15 protein-coding genes and 1 pseudogene are annotated in these 16,176 nt (G+C 65.6%); 7 read left to right on the forward strand and 9 right to left on the reverse strand.

Annotation, left to right across the window (positions count from 1 at the left end):
* Positions 1–27: 27 nt before the first annotated feature.
* The 4 genes from ACQCSV_RS00330 to ACQCSV_RS00345 form a co-directional block, all read right to left on the reverse strand.
* Entirely contained in the window at positions 28–528 is a 501-nt protein-coding gene (locus ACQCSV_RS00330; RefSeq protein ID WP_354158378.1) for a DUF456 domain-containing protein, read from the reverse strand.
* Between the two features lie 118 nt (positions 529–646).
* Positions 647–1,846 carry a malic enzyme-like NAD(P)-binding protein gene (locus tag ACQCSV_RS00335; RefSeq protein ID WP_354158380.1) on the reverse strand — a complete coding sequence of 400 codons (1,200 nt, stop codon included), beginning with the start codon at positions 1,844–1,846 and terminating at the stop codon, positions 647–649.
* Positions 1,847–2,136: 290 nt separating this feature from the next.
* A complete protein-coding gene (locus tag ACQCSV_RS00340; protein ID WP_354158382.1) occupies positions 2,137–2,745 on the reverse strand; it encodes a TetR/AcrR family transcriptional regulator in 609 nt (202 codons plus the stop codon).
* 102 nt (positions 2,746–2,847) lie between these two features.
* Positions 2,848–4,152, reverse strand: a complete 1,305-nt coding sequence (locus ACQCSV_RS00345; RefSeq protein WP_354158384.1) for an MFS transporter — start codon at positions 4,150–4,152, stop codon at positions 2,848–2,850.
* Positions 4,153–4,293: 141 nt separating this feature from the next.
* On the opposite strand from ACQCSV_RS00345, the gene rraA reads away from it, so the two are divergent.
* The 4 genes and pseudogenes from rraA to ACQCSV_RS00365 all read left to right on the forward strand — a co-directional run bounded on the left by rraA (position 4,294) and on the right by ACQCSV_RS00365 (position 7,232).
* Positions 4,294–4,791, forward strand: coding sequence for a ribonuclease E activity regulator RraA (gene rraA / locus ACQCSV_RS00350; protein ID WP_426938987.1), 498 nt, complete (start codon positions 4,294–4,296; stop codon positions 4,789–4,791).
* Positions 4,792–4,919: 128 nt separating this feature from the next.
* Entirely contained in the window at positions 4,920–6,569 is a 1,650-nt protein-coding gene (locus tag ACQCSV_RS00355) for an MDR family MFS transporter (protein WP_354155691.1), read from the forward strand.
* 95 nt (positions 6,570–6,664) lie between these two features.
* Positions 6,665–6,978, forward strand: a pseudogene (locus tag ACQCSV_RS00360) (MFS transporter); the annotation flags it as partial.
* Positions 6,979–7,010: 32 nt separating this feature from the next.
* A complete protein-coding gene (locus ACQCSV_RS00365) occupies positions 7,011–7,232 on the forward strand; it encodes a hypothetical protein (RefSeq protein WP_354155705.1) in 222 nt (73 codons plus the stop codon).
* Positions 7,233–7,341: 109 nt separating this feature from the next.
* Here ACQCSV_RS00365 and ACQCSV_RS00370 read toward each other — a convergent pair whose 3' ends face one another.
* From ACQCSV_RS00370 to ACQCSV_RS00380, 3 genes are read right to left on the reverse strand one after another with little or no spacing between them, the layout of a single operon-like run.
* Positions 7,342–8,505: a mannitol-1-phosphate 5-dehydrogenase gene (locus ACQCSV_RS00370; protein ID WP_354155690.1), complete on the reverse strand. Its 1,164-nt coding sequence runs from the start codon at positions 8,503–8,505 to the stop codon at positions 7,342–7,344.
* Positions 8,505–10,559: a PTS mannitol transporter subunit IICBA gene (locus tag ACQCSV_RS00375; RefSeq protein WP_426938988.1), complete on the reverse strand. Its 2,055-nt coding sequence runs from the start codon at positions 10,557–10,559 to the stop codon at positions 8,505–8,507. Before ACQCSV_RS00375 ends, ACQCSV_RS00370 begins: the two co-directional genes overlap by 1 nt.
* A 49-nt stretch (positions 10,560–10,608) precedes the next feature.
* Entirely contained in the window at positions 10,609–11,337 is a 729-nt protein-coding gene (locus ACQCSV_RS00380; protein WP_354158393.1) for a TetR/AcrR family transcriptional regulator, read from the reverse strand.
* A 160-nt stretch (positions 11,338–11,497) separates the two neighbouring features.
* Here ACQCSV_RS00380 and ptsP point away from each other — a divergent pair, with 160 nt between their 5' ends.
* Positions 11,498–13,183 carry a phosphoenolpyruvate--protein phosphotransferase gene (gene ptsP / locus ACQCSV_RS00385; protein WP_282330263.1) on the forward strand — a complete coding sequence of 562 codons (1,686 nt, stop codon included), beginning with the start codon at positions 11,498–11,500 and terminating at the stop codon, positions 13,181–13,183.
* A gap of 61 nt (positions 13,184–13,244) precedes the next feature.
* Positions 13,245–13,523 (forward strand): HPr family phosphocarrier protein, encoded by a 279-nt coding sequence (locus ACQCSV_RS00390; RefSeq protein WP_354158396.1) that lies wholly within the window; start codon positions 13,245–13,247, stop codon positions 13,521–13,523.
* Here ACQCSV_RS00390 and ACQCSV_RS00395 read toward each other — a convergent pair.
* Positions 13,489–14,274 (reverse strand): alpha/beta hydrolase, encoded by a 786-nt coding sequence (locus ACQCSV_RS00395; RefSeq protein WP_354158397.1) that lies wholly within the window; start codon positions 14,272–14,274, stop codon positions 13,489–13,491. The genes ACQCSV_RS00390 and ACQCSV_RS00395 overlap by 35 nt on opposite strands.
* 50 nt (positions 14,275–14,324) lie before the next feature.
* Here ACQCSV_RS00395 and ACQCSV_RS00400 point away from each other — a divergent pair, with 50 nt between their 5' ends.
* Positions 14,325–14,720: a helix-turn-helix domain-containing protein gene (locus ACQCSV_RS00400; RefSeq protein WP_354165197.1), complete on the forward strand. Its 396-nt coding sequence runs from the start codon at positions 14,325–14,327 to the stop codon at positions 14,718–14,720.
* Between the two features lie 36 nt (positions 14,721–14,756).
* Here ACQCSV_RS00400 and ACQCSV_RS00405 read toward each other — a convergent pair whose 3' ends face one another.
* Positions 14,757–15,974: a helix-turn-helix domain-containing protein gene (locus ACQCSV_RS00405; RefSeq protein ID WP_354158398.1), complete on the reverse strand. Its 1,218-nt coding sequence runs from the start codon at positions 15,972–15,974 to the stop codon at positions 14,757–14,759.
* Between the last annotated feature and the right edge of the window lie 202 nt (positions 15,975–16,176).

Below are 16,176 nucleotides of genomic sequence, written 5' to 3' on the forward strand. Positions count from 1 at the left end.
GCTACGTGGCAGACCTATGTGCACGAGCTATGTGGCAGCGGCGGCCCAGAGCCCGATCACCCAGGTGCTGGCCGCAAGGCACGCCAGCCCGAACTCCACCAGCATGCCCAGCCCGGTCGCTTTGAGGGCGGCCCAGCTGGTGGACGTTGCCGTGCCGAGGTGCCGGGTGCGGAGGAACTCACTGAGCAGCAGGCCGGCGGCGAAGCCCACGAAGAGCCCCACCACCGGGATGATGAACATGCCGGCCACACCCGCGGCCAGGCCGACTACCACGCTGCGGCTTGGGATGCTGTGCTGCCGGAGCTTCCGTCCGGTCAGTACGGTGCCGGCTGCCATGCCGGCCAGCACAAACACCATTCCCACCGCGAAGACCACCCAGCCCGTGGTCCCGGCGCCGCCCCAGATGGCCCACACCAGCAGGCTGACCCCGATCAGGAAGCTGCCGGGCAGGACGGGGATGATGGTGCCCGCCACCCCGACCAGGATCGCCAGGCCGCACAGGATGCTCACCGCGGTTTCGGAGTTCATGAGCCCCAGTTTAGGGCGGCGGGGCGGTCGGCTTCGCCGCTTAACGCCCGACGGCGGCGCGTCCCCTTGCGCGGGGCGGCACCGCCGTCGGGCGTTGCGCAACGTGTGACTGCGGTGGTTACTCGGCTTCCACGGCAGCGGCGACGGCCGCAGTCACTGCCGGGGCAACGCGCGGATCCAGCGGGCTGGGCACGATGTAGTCCACCGAGAGGTCAGCCTCCGCGAGCTCGGCAATGGCGCGGGCCGCGGCAAGCTTCATGGCGGGCGTGATCCGGCGGGCACCGGCGTCCAGCGCACCGCGGAAGATTCCGGGGAAGGCCAGGACGTTGTTGATCTGGTTGGGGAAGTCGCTGCGGCCGGTGGCCACCACTGCAGCGTACTTGACGGCCACCTCGGGCAGGACTTCGGGGTCCGGGTTGGAGAGGGCGAACACGATGGAAGCGGCGTTCATCAGCCTAAGGTGCGCCTCGTCCAGCTTTGAGGAGGAAACCCCGATGAACACGTCAGCACCGAGCAGCGCTTCTCCGGGGCCGCCCGTGACACTGCGGGGGTTGCTGCGCTCTGCCATCTGGGACTTCTTGCTCTGCGGGTCGGCGGCGATGTCGGCCCGCTCCCGGTTGATGACGCCCTTGGAGTCGAGCAGGACAACATCCGTAATGCCGGCGGCGAGCAGGATTTCGGCGACGGCGATGCCGGCGGCTCCGGCGCCGGAAACCACTACGCGGAGGTCTGCGAGTTCGCGGCCTGTGACCTTGGCGGCGTTTGTCAGGGCGGCGAGGGCCACTACGGCGGTGCCGTGCTGGTCATCGTGCATGACCGGGCAGTCCAGGGCTTCGATGAGCTTTTCTTCGAGTTCGAAGCATCGCGGCGCCGAGATATCCTCGAGGTTGACCGCGCCGTAGCTGGGGCGCAGACGGACCAGGGTTTCCACGATCTCGTCAACGTCCGTGGTGTTCAGGACCAGGGGAATGGAGTCGAGCTCACCGAAGGTCTTGAACAAGGCGGACTTGCCTTCCATCACGGGCAGTGAGGCGGCCGCGCCGATGTTGCCCAGGCCCAGCACCGCGGTGCCGTCGCTGACCACAACCACCAGGCGCTGCGCCCAAGTGAGGGTCTTGGCGAGTTCCGGGTTGTTGTGGATGGCTCGGCTGACCTCGGCCACACCGGGGGTGTAGGCGATGGACAGGTCGCGCTTGTTGGACAGCGGGACCGTGCTGGTCACCGAGAGTTTGCCGCCCTGGTGGGCCTCGAAGATCTCGGCCTCAGTCAGGGCAGTTGCAGCTGAATAGTCTGTAGGTGCGATTACGTCAATGGACACGTCGTTGTCTCCTGGTGCTAGCCGTGGGCGCACGGCGCGTAAGGGCTCAAGCGCAGGGAGGCTCAAGGTGGTCATGTTCGGCGCTTCGTGGACCCAATGGTGGCGGGCCCGGTGTGAAGCCCTTGCAGATGCGGGTTGCCAGCCACTCCGGTCCTGCAATACTAAACAGCGCTCATGCCCCGGAAAGCGCATTCGGCGGTCCCAAGGCGTGCCAAATCGTTTAATCAGCCGCTTTTGTGACCCATGTCACCCTATAAAGACGTATTTATTCGCTCTCTGGTCTAGACCAGTTACGCGGAGCGGTGGGCGGCGCGGGCCCCGGCAGCCACCGGAGCAAGCAGCGTGCAGGCCTTTTTGAGGTCCTCTTCGGCCTCAAAAAGCGAAAGCCGGCGGTTGCGGACGGACTGGACCAGACCAGTGACGGTCAGCAGTAGCACCCGGGCCGCTACGGCGTCGTCGGAGGCGATGGCCACCGCCGTTTCGCTCAGCGCATCGATTTCATGCAGGAGTGCCGTGGTGTCCTTGTCCTTGAGGTAGATGCAGCGGCTCAGGCACTGCTCGACTGCCGGCTGCATCACCCGCATATGGAAGATTTCCATGACCACACCGGCGAGGGCCTTGCCACCGAAGCTGGCCGCTGATGTGCGGGCCCGGCCCTGAAGCTCGTCCAGCTGCTGGCGGTAGAGGGACAGCATCAGGTGGTTGGCGGTGGGGAAATACCGGTAGACGGTTCCCAGCGGCACGCCGGACTTTTCCGAAATTTCCGCGAGGTCCACGGACTCCAGCCCCTTGCGGGCACACCCTGCGGCAGATTCCAGGACGCGCGTATAGCGCAGCCGCTGGCGCGGCGTGGAGGGCCGGGCGGCCATGGACGGATGGGCTGAAAGTGTCTCGGGCATCAGGATTCCGGGGTTGTGTTCGTATGGTGCAGCGGCCGGAAGAGTCCTCATCCCCCGGGCATGCAGTCCGCCTCAACTATACGGCACGGGCAATTGCCGAAATCAGTCGACCCCCTTGATTTTGACCACGAATACGGCTCCCAGCAGGCCGATAATGGCCGCCGTGATGAACAGCGTGCGGTACCCGCCGAGGTACGTCACGGCGAGGAATGCGAGGCCGGTCGCGAACACCTGCGGCAGCGAGGCGGCCACGTTAATGACCCCCATATCCTTGCCGCGGTCCGCGGCCTGCGGCAGCACCTGCGTCAGCAGCGCAAAGTCAACGGCTTGGTACGCGCCGAACCCCACGCCCAGGATGGCGGCGCCAACCAGGGCGCCGGTCCACACCGGGAAAAACGCCATAGTGAGGCCAGCCATGGCGATCATGACGGAGGAGGCGATCACGAAGGGCTTGCGCTTCCCCACCCGGTCGCTCCACGGACCCGCGATCACCGCGGTAACCATCACCAACAACGCATAAATGCCGGTCAGGATCAGGACTCCCAGCGCCGGGTTCTCAAGCTTGAGGACGTCCCCGAGGAAAAAGATCAGGTACACGATGGTCAGCTGGTTGCAGACGTTGACCAGGAAGCGGGTGAGCCAGGCCCACGCGAAGTCCGGGTGGCGGGCCGGGCTGATCCAGAAGCCGCGCAGGAAGCTGCCCCACGAGAACGGCGGCCGGAGCTCCTTGGGCAGCGGCGGGTCATTCCGGTGGAACAGGTACGGCACCACGGAGAACAGCAGGGCGGCAGCGCACATGGTGTAGCCCACCATGAAATTTCCCGAAACCACCGCCCCGAAGACCGCGCCGAGGAGGATGCCCGCCGTTTGGCCCAGGGCCGCCAGTCCCCCCACTCCGCCGCGCTGCAGCACCGGCACCCGGTCCGGGATGGCGGCGGTGATGGCCGCATAGGCCGCATTGGCGCCCAGCTGGACCAGGCACCAGAACAGGACCATCAGGGCAACAGCCGAGGCACCGGACATCGCCAGCAAGGCGGCGGTGGCCAGGATGGCACCGGCCAGGACCCAGGGGGAACGACGGCCGAAACCCGAGACTGTCCGGTCGGACAGCGCCCCGAAGAGCGGATTGGCCACCAGGGATACGGCGGCACCGCACCCAAGTACGAGGGAGGCGATGGCTTCCTTGTTGGTTTCGTCGATGCCAATGGCCTGCTGGGCGATAAAGATATTGATCGGCCCGAAGAACGCGGCGTTGATGCCAACATTGACCAGCACCAGCCCTGTCACCCAGCGCGCGGTGACCCTCTGCGTCGGCTCGGCGAGCGCCGCCGTCGAGCTTTCCGGGCCCGCTCCGGGAACCGACGCAGCGCTGGGATCCGGTGCTGCGGGTGTGTCGGACAGGCTCATGCTGGTTCCCCCCTGGAACGGTTGGTGATTCTGAAAATCAGACTATCGTGGGCTGCATCGCCCCGCTTGTCATACGGAGCGCGTCTTTTATCGCGCAGGACAGCGCGGAGCGCACCACAACACCAAACACCTGGAGATCCAATGACCGCATCTGCTGCAGGAAACACCACCAGCCCCGTCAACACCGCCGATATGTACGACGAGCGCGGCGAGGAACTGGCCTCCGTAGCACTCCAGTTCCAGTCCCTCGGCGGCCGTTCACACTTCAGCGGCCTGGTGCGGACCATCCGCTGCTTCCAGGACAACGCACTGGTCAAGTCCACGCTGGCCACCCCCGGCAATGGCGCGGTGCTGGTGGTGGACGGCGGCGGTTCGCTGGGCACGGCCCTGATGGGGGACATGATCGCCGAGAGCGCCGTGGCGAACGGCTGGGCCGGCGTCGTGATCAATGGCGCCATCCGCGACCGCGAGGCGATCGCCCAACTGGATCTTGGCGTCAAGGCGCTGGGCAGCAACCCGCGCAAGAGCGCCAAGACCGGCGCCGGAGAGGTTGACGTGGATGTAGTGCTCGACGGCGTGACCTTCCGTCCCGGCGTCAGCGTCTGGTGCGATCCGGACGGCATCCTCGTGGAGCGCTGATTGGGTCCCCCGGCTGCGGGGGTGGGACGGGCTTGAAAAGAAATATCTGGCAGCGGGAATGAAGCGGGGACTTATATAGTTACTGAAAGCAACTATCAAGCGTGATCCCTTTCTTTCCTGGAGAAGCCATGTCCAAAACAACCGCTGTGCGTGCCGCCGGCGAAACCCTGACACAGCGTCAGATCGTCACCGTGATGGTGGGGCTGATGCTGGGCATGTTCCTGGCATCGCTGGACCAGACCATTGTGTCCACTTCCATCTACACCATCGCCAACGACCTCGACGGGCTGTCCCTGCAGGCGTGGGCCACCACCGCCTACCTCATCACCTCTACCGTCAGCACGCCGCTGTACGGCAAGCTGAGCGATATTTTCGGCCGCCGTCCGCTGTACCTGATCGCCATCGTCATTTTCCTGGCCGGCTCGCTCTATGCCGGTTCAGTGCATTCCATGACGGAACTGGCCATCGCCCGCGGCGTCCAGGGCCTGGGCGCCGGCGGCCTGCTGGCCCTCGCGTTGACCATCATCGGGGACATCGTGTCCCTCAAGGAGCGGGCCAAGTACCAGGGCTACTTTATGTCGGTGTTCGGCATCTCATCCGTGCTCGGCCCGGTGGTGGGCGGCGCGTTCGCAGGGTCCGCCAACATCCTCGGCTTTGACGGCTGGCGCTGGGTGTTCTTCATCAACCTGCCCATCGGCCTGGCAGCTCTGACCGTGGTGTTTATGTTCCTGCACCTGCCGGCCAAGCATGTGAAGCAGAAGATCGACTACTTCGGCGCAGCAGCCATCACGCTCGCCATCGTCCCGCTGCTGCTGGTGGCGGAACAGGGCCGCAGCTGGGGCTTTACGTCGCTGAACTCCTTCCTCTGCTACGGCCTCGGCGCTGTGGGCATCATCTGGTTCCTGCTGGCTGAAAAGCGCGCCGGGGACTACGCCCTGATCCCTCTCCGGCTCTTCAGGAACGCTACCTTCGGCCTGTCCTCGCTGCTGAACTTCATCATCGGCATCGGCATGTTCGGCGCCATCGCCATGCTGCCCATGTACCTGCAGCTGGTCAAGGGCCTCACACCCACCGAAGCCGGCCTGATGATGATCACCTTCACACTGGGCATCCTGACCGGTTCCATCACGGCAGGCCGTACCATTTCGGCGTCGGGCACGTACCGGATCTTCCCGATCGTGGGTACGGGGATCCTCACCGCCGCCGCCCTGACCATGGGCCTGTCCCTGGGCGTGGACACGGGCTTGTGGGTTCCCGGCGTGATCGCCGTGTTCTTCGGCATGGGACTGGGTTTCTGCATGCAGCCGCTCACCCTGGCCATGCAGGTCTCCGTGCCTCCGAAGGACATGGGCGTGGGCACGTCCTCCGCCGCGTTCTTCCGCTCCATGGGCGGTGCTGTGGGAACGGCCGTGTTCATCTCCATGCTGTTCAGCCTGGCCGCAAGCCGGATCGCCGACACCATGAAGTCAGCCGTGTCCAGCTCCGACTACCAGGCCGTGCTGCGCGACCCGGCCGTCGCGGCGGACCCGGCCAACGCCAAGCTCTACGAGTTCTTCCAGAACGGGGCATCGAACGAATCACTCAATGACACCAGTTGGCTGCACTCGGCCAACAGCGTGCTCACGCGGCCCATTACGGAAGGCTTCGCGTACGCGATCGACACCGTGATGATCACCGCGGCCGTCCTCACCGGGATCGCGTTCCTCATCAGCTTCGCGCTGCCGAACAAGAAGCTGACGGACCCGAAGGTGGCCAAGGAGTCCGTCCCGGCGCATTGACTGCCCTGTTCCGGGACTGAAGACGACGACGGCGGGGCGGCCCGCCGCCAAGGAGCAGACAACCGCCAAGATCCCGCAGCAGGTGATCTTGGCTGGCCCTCGCAGGCTCGGTAGGCGGCGTCCTGTTCGGCTTCGCCTTCGGCGTCTGGAACCTGATTTTCTGGCGCCTGGTGGGTGGCCTGGGCATCGCTGCAGCAGCTGGCCATCACCACCGGTATTTTCGCCGCGCTCCTGTCCGACGCACTCTTCGCCACCACCGCCGGCGGCGCTGTCCGGCCAGAAGGGCTCGCTCACCATCTCGGTGGCAACCTCCATCACCAACATCCTGGTCACGCTGGTGGCCATCGCCCTGGTGGAACGGATCGGCCGCCGGCCCATCCTCCTGGCAGGCTCCATCGGCATGGCTGTCTGCCGGCAACAACTCTGCGGACAGGAATCATTGTGGGCGCCGTCGGCGCCGTCTCGATCATCCTTGCACCTCAAATCATGCAAACACTGCTGTTCGGGCCGGCCTACTCACAGGCGCTGGGCATGGTCCTGCAAATAGTCTTCCAGCTGGTCACCCTGTTTTTCCTGCCGTTTTCCGCTGCCTTGATAGCCGCCTCACTGGTCATGCCCCATCTGGACGGTGCGCTTGCCCTGGCGACGAAGGCGGACTCCTGATGCGCGCGGGTCACCAAAACAGGTAATGCACGACGCTGGCACTCAGGTGAGTGCCGGCGTCGTGATTGCGAGAGGGTTTCCGAAAAACCCGCAGGAAGTGAGAGAGGGTTTAGGCGGGTGCCTTGGCCTCTTCCGCCTGGCGTTCTTCCACCAGCGTGGACACGGCTGCGAACAGGGGGTGCTCCGGGGCCAGCCCGGTGATCCTGGCCGTGGCGTCTTGCGCCGATGAGGACCCAAGGATCTGCGCGATCTCGGTAGCCTCGGCGTCAGCGGGGTCGCTGAAGCGCAGTGCCGCGGCGATGGCACCCAGGAGCGCCTCGGGCACGATCCCGCGTTCGGCCAGTTCAGCCGCGGGGCCGATGAACCGTTCGTGCCGGCTGAGCTTGCGCATGGGGGCGCGGCCCACCCGGTTCACGGTGTCGGGCAGGTGCGGGTTGGAGAACCGGGCCAGGATCTTCTGGACATAGGCTTCCTGCTCGTCGTTGTTGAAGCCGTGCTTGGCCACGAGGAGCTGCTTGGTCTCTTCCAGGACCGCGCGGACGTCCTCTGCCACGTCCTGGTCGGCCATGGCGTCGGAGAGTTTCTCGAGGCCTGCTTCGAACCCGAAGTACGCGGCGGAGGCGTGGCCGGTGTTCACGGTGAAGAGCTTCCGCTCGATGTAGGGCGAGAGCTCGTCCACAAACGTTGCGCCCGGAATCACCGGCGCAGCATCGCCGAATGCGGTCCTGTCGATGACCCACTCGTAGAACGTCTCCACGGTGACGTCCAGGCCCTGCCCCGGCTCCTGGTTGGGCACAATCCGGTCCACGGCGGTGTTCGCAAACACCGCAAGGGAATCCAGGGGGCCGGCGGCGTCGTCCCAGAGCGCGCCGACTTCGGCCCGCAGGATGTCCGTGGCGTTGATGGCGTTCTCGCAGGCCATGACCTGCAGCGGCGCCAGCCCGGCAGCCCGCGCCGCGATGCCCTTGGTAATGGCGGGCGCCACGAACTTCAGGATGTGTGGCCCCACGGCGGTGGTGACGATGTCCGCCGTCGCGATTTCCCGTACCAGCTCCGCTTCCTGCGTGCCGGAGTTCAGCGCGCGGAAGTTGTCCACCGTCCGGAGGGTGGGGTTCTCCCCCACCTCGTGGACGTTGTAGCTGTCTGCGGCCGCCAGCTGGTCGATAAGCGCGTCCGCGACATCCGCGAACACCACCTCATAACCGGCTTGGTGCAGCAGCAGCCCCACAAAGCCGCGGCCGATGTTCCCGGCTCCGAAATGTACTGCCTTCACTATGCGTTCACCTTTCCGAACAGCTCCAGGACTTCCTCAGCGGACGTGGCTGCTTCCAGCTGGGCCACCTGGGCATTGTTGGTGAAGACCTTCGCGATGGAGGAAAGGATGTGGAGGTGTTCGTTGTTGATGCCCGCCACGCCAACCACGAACTTGACCTGCTTGCCGTCCCAGTCGATGCCGTCCGGGTAGCGGATGACTGACACCGCGGACTTCAGGATGTGGTCCTTGGCGGCGTTGGTGCCGTGCGGGATGGCCAGGAAGCTGCCCATGTAGGTGGAGACGGATTCCTCGCGTTCGTGCATGGCCGCGAGGTAGCCCTCGTCCACGGCACCTCGGGCCAGGAGGAGCTGCCCGGCTTCGTCGATGGCGGCGTCGCGGGAAGTGGCGGTGCCGTTGAGGATGACGCTGTCGGCCACGAGGATGTCCGACGGCGCCGCAGTCTCCGCAGCCGCGACTGGTGCCGTACCGCTGCCAACGGCCGGTACCGCGTCCACTGGGGCACTGGCGACGTGGGCCCCGTGGCCGGCAGCAGCACCGGCGTCGGGCGTTGCGCCTTCGGTGTTGTGCTCCTTGACCAGCTCCACAATCTCGTCATACCGCGGGCTGTTCATGAAGTTATCCACGGAGAAGTGCGCAGCACTGGAGGTGACGGGCTTCGCGCGCTCGGTCAGGTCCTGGTGGGTGATCACAACGTCGTAGGTGTCGCTGAGGTTGGCGATAGCGGCGTTGGTGACCTTGACGTCCGGGAACCCGGCCGCCTTGATCTTGTTCCGCAGCACGGATGCTCCCATGGCACTGGAGCCCATGCCGGCGTCGCAGGCGAAGACGATGTTCTTGATGGGGCCGGCGAGGACGGCCGTGCCCACCCCTGAACCAGCGCCGCCGCCGCCGGTCAGCATGGATGAGACGGAGCTCTTTTTGCCCTTCATGGCTTCCATCTTGGATGTGGCGTCGCCCAGGTCCACCTCGTCGCTGTGCTTTGTGGTTTTCAGGATCACCGAGGCCACCAGGAAGGAAACCGTGGTGGCGAGCAACACCGCGAGGATCACCCCTACGTAGCTGTCACGGGACGTCTGAGCGAGCACGGCGATGATCGAGCCAGGCGCCGCCGGAGCAACGAGTCCCGAGCCGGTGACGGCCAGGGTGGCGATGCCCGTCATGCCGCCGGCGATCGCGGCCAGGATCAGCAGCGGGCGCATCAGGACGTACGGGAAGTAGATTTCGTGGATACCGCCGAGGAAGTGGATGATCGCTGCGCCGGAGGCCGAACCCTTTGCAAGGCCCTTCCCGAAGAACATGTAGGCCAGCAGGATGCCCATGCCGGGGCCGGGGTTGGCCTCAAGCAGGAACAGGATGGACTTGCCCTGCTCCAGCGACTGCTGGATGCCCAGCGGGGTCAGCACGCCGTGGTTGATGGCGTTGTTCAGGAACAGCACCTTGGCGGGCTCGATGAAAATGCTGGTAAGCGGCAGCAGGCCGTTGTTGACCAGGAACTGGACCACGTTGCCGGCACCGGTGCTGAAGGCCTGAACCAGCGGGGAGATGCCGTAGAAGCCCAGCATCGCCAGCAGTGCGCCCCAGATACCGGCCGAGAAGTTGTTCACCAGCATCTCGAAGCCTGGGCGGATCTTCCCTTCCCAAAGCAAGTCGATCTTCTTCATGGTCCAGCCGCCCAGGGGGCCCATGATCATGGCACCGATGAACATCGGGATGCCGGCGCCGACGATCACGCCCATGGTGCCGATCGCGCCCACCACACCGCCGCGGACGTCGTAGACCATCCGGCCGCCGGTGTAGGCGATCAGGAGCGGCAGCAGGTACTTGATCATGGGACCAACCAGGCCCAGATTCGCCACACCCTCGGCGTTGGTGCCGAAGCCGCCCAAGGCCGGGACCGGGATCCAGCCCTTCTCAATAAAGAGGGCTGTGATGAGCCCCCACGCGATGAACGCGCCAATGTTGGGCATAATCATGCCGGACAGGAACGTCCCGAACTTCTGGACGCCGACCCGCACGCTGGTGCGGGGCTTTACAACTGTCTCTGTGGCCATGTGCTTTCCTAACCGTCATTCCTGCGGCTGTGCAGGCTGGATTCGATACTTACGACGACGTGCTGGTAGAGATCCGGTGGAGCCATTCGAGGAAAAGTTTGAGTTCCGAGCTGGAGAGCTGGTCGGAGTGCGATGCCTGAAGCGCGGCATTCAGGGCAATCGCTGCCACCACCACGGAGGACCTTGCGGAGTCTTCCGTGGCCGCCCCTTCGGCTTGTGCCGGGGACACCGCAAAGATCATGGCGTCCCGGGTCATGGTGGACAGTTCGAGGTTTCGTTCGGCGGCGGGCTCCGCAATCAGCATGAGCGTCACCCCCACGTTGGCGGCCAGAATGGACCTGGCCGCTTCCCGTGGCTGGACATTCAGCTGGCCCGCTGCCGCAGCCTTGTTCAGCAACTCCTCCATCAGCGCCTCGGCATCGGCGACGATGGCGGGGCGGCTTTCGGGGCGGAGATTGCCGAACATCACCAGGTACAGTTCCGGCTGCTTAAGTCCGAACTGGACGTGGTTGTCCCACATCCTCCGGATATCCTCCAATGGATTTCCGGACGGGGCGAAATCTCTTTCGCCCGCGACATACTCCTCAAAGCCTGCGGTGACAACGGCGTCGAAAAGGCCTTCCTTGTCACCGAAGTGGTGGTACAGGGTGGGCGCCGTTACCCCTGCCAGCTGCGTGATCTGGCGGGTGGACACGGATGCTCCGGCGGATTTTGCAAGCAACTCGGCGGCTGCATGCAATAGCCGCATTTTGGGGGGAAGCTGGCCATCCAAACTCATAGCCGCTACCCTATCACCTATAGCATTGCTATATGAACTGAATCACATATAGTTTTTTCAGGCACGTTTCCGCCCTCGCACATAGTGGTCGCGGCGGCCCCGGCATGGCGCCGGGAGAACCTAGGCGGGCCTGGCTACCGGCAGAGAATGAGGACCTTCAGTGCAGAACTTCCCAGGAGTTGGCGTCAGCCCCGGCCGCATCATCGGGACCATCCGGCAGATGCCCAAACCGATCAGCGAACCCCCCGCAGGCGAGCAGCTGGCCGGCGGTACCTCCGCCGAGGAAGCCACGGCCGCGCTCAAGGCAGCCTCGCAGGCCGTCCACGACGAACTGAAGGCCCGGGCCGCCCACGCATCCGGAGACGGCAAAGCAGTCCTGGAAGCCACGGCACTGATGGCCAAGGACACCATGCTGATAAAGGGTGCGGCCAAGCTCGTTGCCCGCGGCCTCTCGAGCGAGCGCGCCATCTGGGAATCCGGTTCCTCCGTTGCTGAAATGCTTCACAACCTGGGCGGTTACATGGCCGAACGCGCCACCGACGTCCTGGATGTCCGCGCCCGGATCGTAGCCGAGCTGCGCGGCGTGCCCGCGCCCGGCATCCCTACCTCCAGCACGCCATTCATCCTCGTCGCCGAAGACCTGGCACCGGCGGACACCGCCACCCTGGACCCGAACAAAGTGCTGGCACTCGTTACAGCGGGCGGCGGCCCCCAGTCCCACACCGCCATCATCGCCCGCTCCCTTGGCCTGCCTGCCGTGGTGGCAGCCGTAGGCGTGGACGAACTCCCGGACGGCACAGACGTCTATGTGGACGGCGCGGCCGGCACCATCACGGCTGAGCCCGACGAATCACTGCGTGCCGCAGCGGAAGCATGGGCGGCCACGGCTTCCCTGCTGGCGGAGTTCAGCGGCACGGGCACGACGGCGGACGGCCACCTGGTGCCGCTGCTCGCCAACGTTGGCGGCGGCAAGGACGCCGAGGCGGCCGCCAAGCTGGGCGCCCAGGGTGTAGGCCTTTTCCGCACCGAATTCTGCTTCCTCGAACGGGACTCCGAGCCCAGCGTTGAGGAACAGGCCGCTGCCTACAAAAGCGTTTTTGATGCGTTCCCAGGAAAGAAAGTGGTTCTGCGAACGCTCGACGCCGGCGCCGACAAGCCGCTTCCATTCCTGACCGACTCCACGGAGCCCAACCCGGCCCTGGGCGTCCGCGGCTACCGCACGGACTTCACCACACCAGGTGTGCTGGACCGCCAGCTGGAAGCGATCGCCTTGGCCGAGAAGCAGTCCGAAGCGGACGTGTGGGTCATGGCCCCAATGATCTCGACGGCGGAAGAGGCAGCCCGCTTCGCCTCAATGTGCGCCGACGCCGGCATCAAGACGCCCGGCGTGATGGTGGAAGTGCCTTCCGCCGCGCTCACCGCCGAGGCCATCCTGCGCGAGGTGGGCTTCGCAAGCCTGGGCACCAACGACCTCACCCAGTACGCCATGGCGGCCGACCGCCAGCTGGGCCCCCTGGCCAACCTCAACACGCCCTGGCAGCCGGCCGTGCTGCGTTTGGTGGGATTGACAGTGGAAGGCTCCCGCGCGGAAGGCCACAACAAGCCCGTGGGCGTATGCGGTGAGGCGGCCGCTGACCCGGCCCTCGCCGTCGTACTTACGGGGCTGGGCGTCAACACGCTGTCCATGACCGCGCGGTCCCTGGCCGCTGTGGCCGCGGTACTGAAGACCGTCACGCTGGCAGAGGCGCAGCAGCTGGCCAAACTGGCCCTCTCCGCGCCCAGCGCCACCGAAGCCAAGGCCTGGGTACGGGAAAAGCTGCCCGTCCTCGAAGAGCTCGGCCTCTAAGCGCCTGCAGCTCCAGACAGCCAGCCCGCCAACCACCAAGAAGCACTCGCCAGGAGGAACAATGCCAGAACGCATCGCCACCATCGCCAGCCGCTCCGGCCTGCACGCGCGCCCCGCTGCGCTGTTTGCGGAAGCCGCCGGAAACGTTGGAGTGGAAGTCACCATCGCCATGCAGGGCGACCCTGAGGACGACGCACTGGACGCTTCGAGCATCCTGTCGCTGATGACTCTGGGCGCCGCCAAGGGCGACGTTGTGGTGCTCCGGGCTGAAGGTGACGGCGCGGACGCGGCACTGGATTCGCTGGTCAAGCTCCTGGAAACGGACCTCGACGCCGAATAGGGGCCCACCCGGTGATCGCGGCGGCGACCGGCCCCGTGGCAGTGTGCTGGAAAACGTGGCCATGGCCGGGGATCTCCGTCGCGCTGCCCTGGTGGGCCTGGGCGGCCAGCCTCTCGCACCAGTCCCGCCCGGCCACCGGGTCTTGGCTGCCGCGAAGCACCAGCAGCGGCTGGCTGACTCCGCGGATCCTGGCCTCAAGGGGGTACCGCATCATTACGGGCAACTCGGTGAAGTACCAGCGCGGGCCGGCCCGGAAGTAGTCCGCCAAAACGATGGCATTCGCGGACGGGCTCTCGCTGAACATGGCGTCGCGGGTCAACGCCAGCGCCTGCCGCGCAACTGACTTTCGGCGGGGGTCCACCACGGGGCCCATCAGAACTACGCCGGCCACGAGTTCCGGCTCTTGGAGTGCGAGTTCGACGGCATGCTGGGTTCCCATGGAATGCCCGATCACGACGCATGACGTCACCCCCGCTTCAGCAAGCGCTGCCCGCACGAAAGCAGCATACTCACCCACCGGCACCTGGCGCCGGGGCTTGGGCGCGTCGCCAAACCCTGGGAGATCGAAGGAGTAGACATCAGCTGCGAGCGCCAGCTCCCGGTGCAGCCGCGCGAAGTAGCGGTGGGAAACGCCGATCCCGTGGAGCAGGACATACGTCGGTCGCGCCACATCGCCTACTGGCGCCACGGAGCGGTACAGCCTGCCCGCCAGTCCGCCGGATTCAATGTCCTTACCATCACTGAGCCTCACCCCGCGAGCTTACAGCCGCCGCCCGGAAGCGCGCGTATTAGGCTTCTGGCATGGCACTGATAGCTCCGAGAATGACTGCTGCGCTTCCACCCGAGGACGCAGGGAAACTTCAACGGGCCCTGACGGGCGGCAATGACATCACGGTCTTTGTGGACGGAACCGTCCACCGGCTGACGCCCCAGGCGAGGGACGCCGTCGTGGACATCCTCAGCCGGTTCAGCCGCGGCGAAGCGGTGACCGTGAGCAGTGTGGAGGAAATGCTCACCACATCCCAAGCCGCCGAACTCGCCGGGATTTCCCACACGTACCTGCGCAACATGACCGATCGCGGCGAGATTCCTGTGGAATACCGCGGCACACACCGCCGGATCAGGCTCGCGGCCATCATGGCCTGGCTGGACCGGCAGAAGAAACTGGATCAGCAGGAGAAGCCAGCGCAGGCCTAGCTCAGGGCTGGATCCGGGGTGGGCTGGATCCGCGCGTTAGATCCGCGGGCGCGACGCCCAGCGCCGCATTTTCAGTGCCGCATGGAGTTCCAGCCGGGACATCCCCCTCAGCGGGTCCACGCCCAGGAGCTGCCGGATACGGCCCAGCCGGTTGTATATGCTGCTGCGGTGCAGGTGGAGTTTGGTGGCCACGTCCTGGACGGAACCGTCGTTGTCATAGATGAGCTCCAGAACGGGGAGCAGCTCATCGTTGCGGTCGTGGTCCTCCAGCATCCGCACATAAACAGACCCGGAGTCAGCCCAGGCGCCGGCTCCCCCACCCGCCGATGCCAGCAGCTGGTACACCCCGGTGGCACGGCAGTCCACCAGTTCGCCGAGCTGGGGGTCCACGGCTGCCGCCTGCGCCGCCAGCCGGGACTGCCCGTACGCCTCGGCAAGCTCCCGCGGCTTGGCAAAACCCTCGCTGATGCCAAGGATGATGCGGTGCACCGGCCGGCCCGAACGCTTGGCCAACTCCAGCTGGTAGTGGACCAGTACCTGGGCATGGTTGGCCCGGCCCACCGACTCACGGAACAACACCACCGAGTGGGTTTCCGTGCCGGCGCTGAACAGCGCCACGTCCACTCCAACCGTCGCCTGCAGCGCCGCCGACCGGTGGATCAGCATGGAGGCGATGGGGTCCGGACCGCCGGCCCAGCCATCGGCGTCGAGCACTGTGACCATCTGCCACGGCCCCTTGCCCTGGACTTCCTTCCACCCCGCCACGGCAGCCACCGCGTTGGCATCGCCTGAACAGGCTGCCAGGAACTCGCGTTCGCGGCCCCTCCTGAACTCGGATTCGGCCGTGTTGGACTCCAGCAGCAGGCCGGAGAGCCGCTCCACCTGCGGTGCCACGTCCGGCAACTGGGTGAGGATCGCCGTCGGATTTTCCTCTGCCGAGTCCTGCTGCACCCACAGGTAGCCGACACGGAATCCGCGCACCATCAAGGGAACACACACCCGGCCCAGCATCCCGAGCTCCTGGTTGGCGGGAATCACCACCGGGCGGACCGCCGTGGCGATGCCGTGGGAAAGCTGCCAGGCGCTGACATCGGCCGGGACGCGCTTGCTCAACAGGAAGTTCACCCGGACCCGGTCCGCATGCGACTGGTTGGAGCTGTAAGCGAGCAGCAGTCCGTCAAGGTCCTCCAGGGACAGTCCCCGCCCTAGCTTCTGCGCCACCTGCTCAACGAGTTGTTCCACGTCCTGCTGCATGGGGTAACACTACTGCTCCAGTCAGCATCCCGGCGAACGAACAGCAGGCGACACCTGACGTTCTCACGCTGTACATATGTCGAGCAGCGAAACTAAAAAAACCCGAACTGACGCGGAGCCTGGACGCCGCCGGCCTTGCTTTCCTGTCAGTTGGGTCACAACCGGATTTATTCTGGAATCACAACTTCCCCCGCAATTTCGG

It is taken from the genome of Pseudarthrobacter sp. S3 (assembly GCF_050156905.1).
Classification (GTDB): domain Bacteria; phylum Actinomycetota; class Actinomycetes; order Actinomycetales; family Micrococcaceae; genus Arthrobacter.

Coding starts and splice junctions, on each gene's coding strand:
- ACQCSV_RS00330 (WP_354158378.1), bottom strand. CDS start 528: ATGAACTCCGAAACCGCGGTGAGCATCCTGTGCGGCCTGGCGATCCTG.
- ACQCSV_RS00340 (WP_354158382.1), bottom strand. CDS start 2,745: ATGCCCGAGACACTTTCAGCCCATCCGTCCATGGCCGCCCGGCCCTCC.
- ACQCSV_RS00345 (WP_354158384.1), bottom strand. CDS start 4,152: ATGAGCCTGTCCGACACACCCGCAGCACCGGATCCCAGCGCTGCGTCG.
- rraA (WP_426938987.1), top strand. CDS start 4,294: ATGACCGCATCTGCTGCAGGAAACACCACCAGCCCCGTCAACACCGCC.
- ACQCSV_RS00355 (WP_354155691.1), top strand. CDS start 4,920: ATGTCCAAAACAACCGCTGTGCGTGCCGCCGGCGAAACCCTGACACAG.
- ACQCSV_RS00375 (WP_426938988.1), bottom strand. CDS start 10,559: ATGGCCACAGAGACAGTTGTAAAGCCCCGCACCAGCGTGCGGGTCGGC.
- ACQCSV_RS00380 (WP_354158393.1), bottom strand. CDS start 11,337: ATGAGTTTGGATGGCCAGCTTCCCCCCAAAATGCGGCTATTGCATGCA.
- ACQCSV_RS00390 (WP_354158396.1), top strand. CDS start 13,245: ATGCCAGAACGCATCGCCACCATCGCCAGCCGCTCCGGCCTGCACGCG.
- ACQCSV_RS00400 (WP_354165197.1), top strand. CDS start 14,325: ATGGCACTGATAGCTCCGAGAATGACTGCTGCGCTTCCACCCGAGGAC.
- ACQCSV_RS00405 (WP_354158398.1), bottom strand. CDS start 15,974: ATGCAGCAGGACGTGGAACAACTCGTTGAGCAGGTGGCGCAGAAGCTA.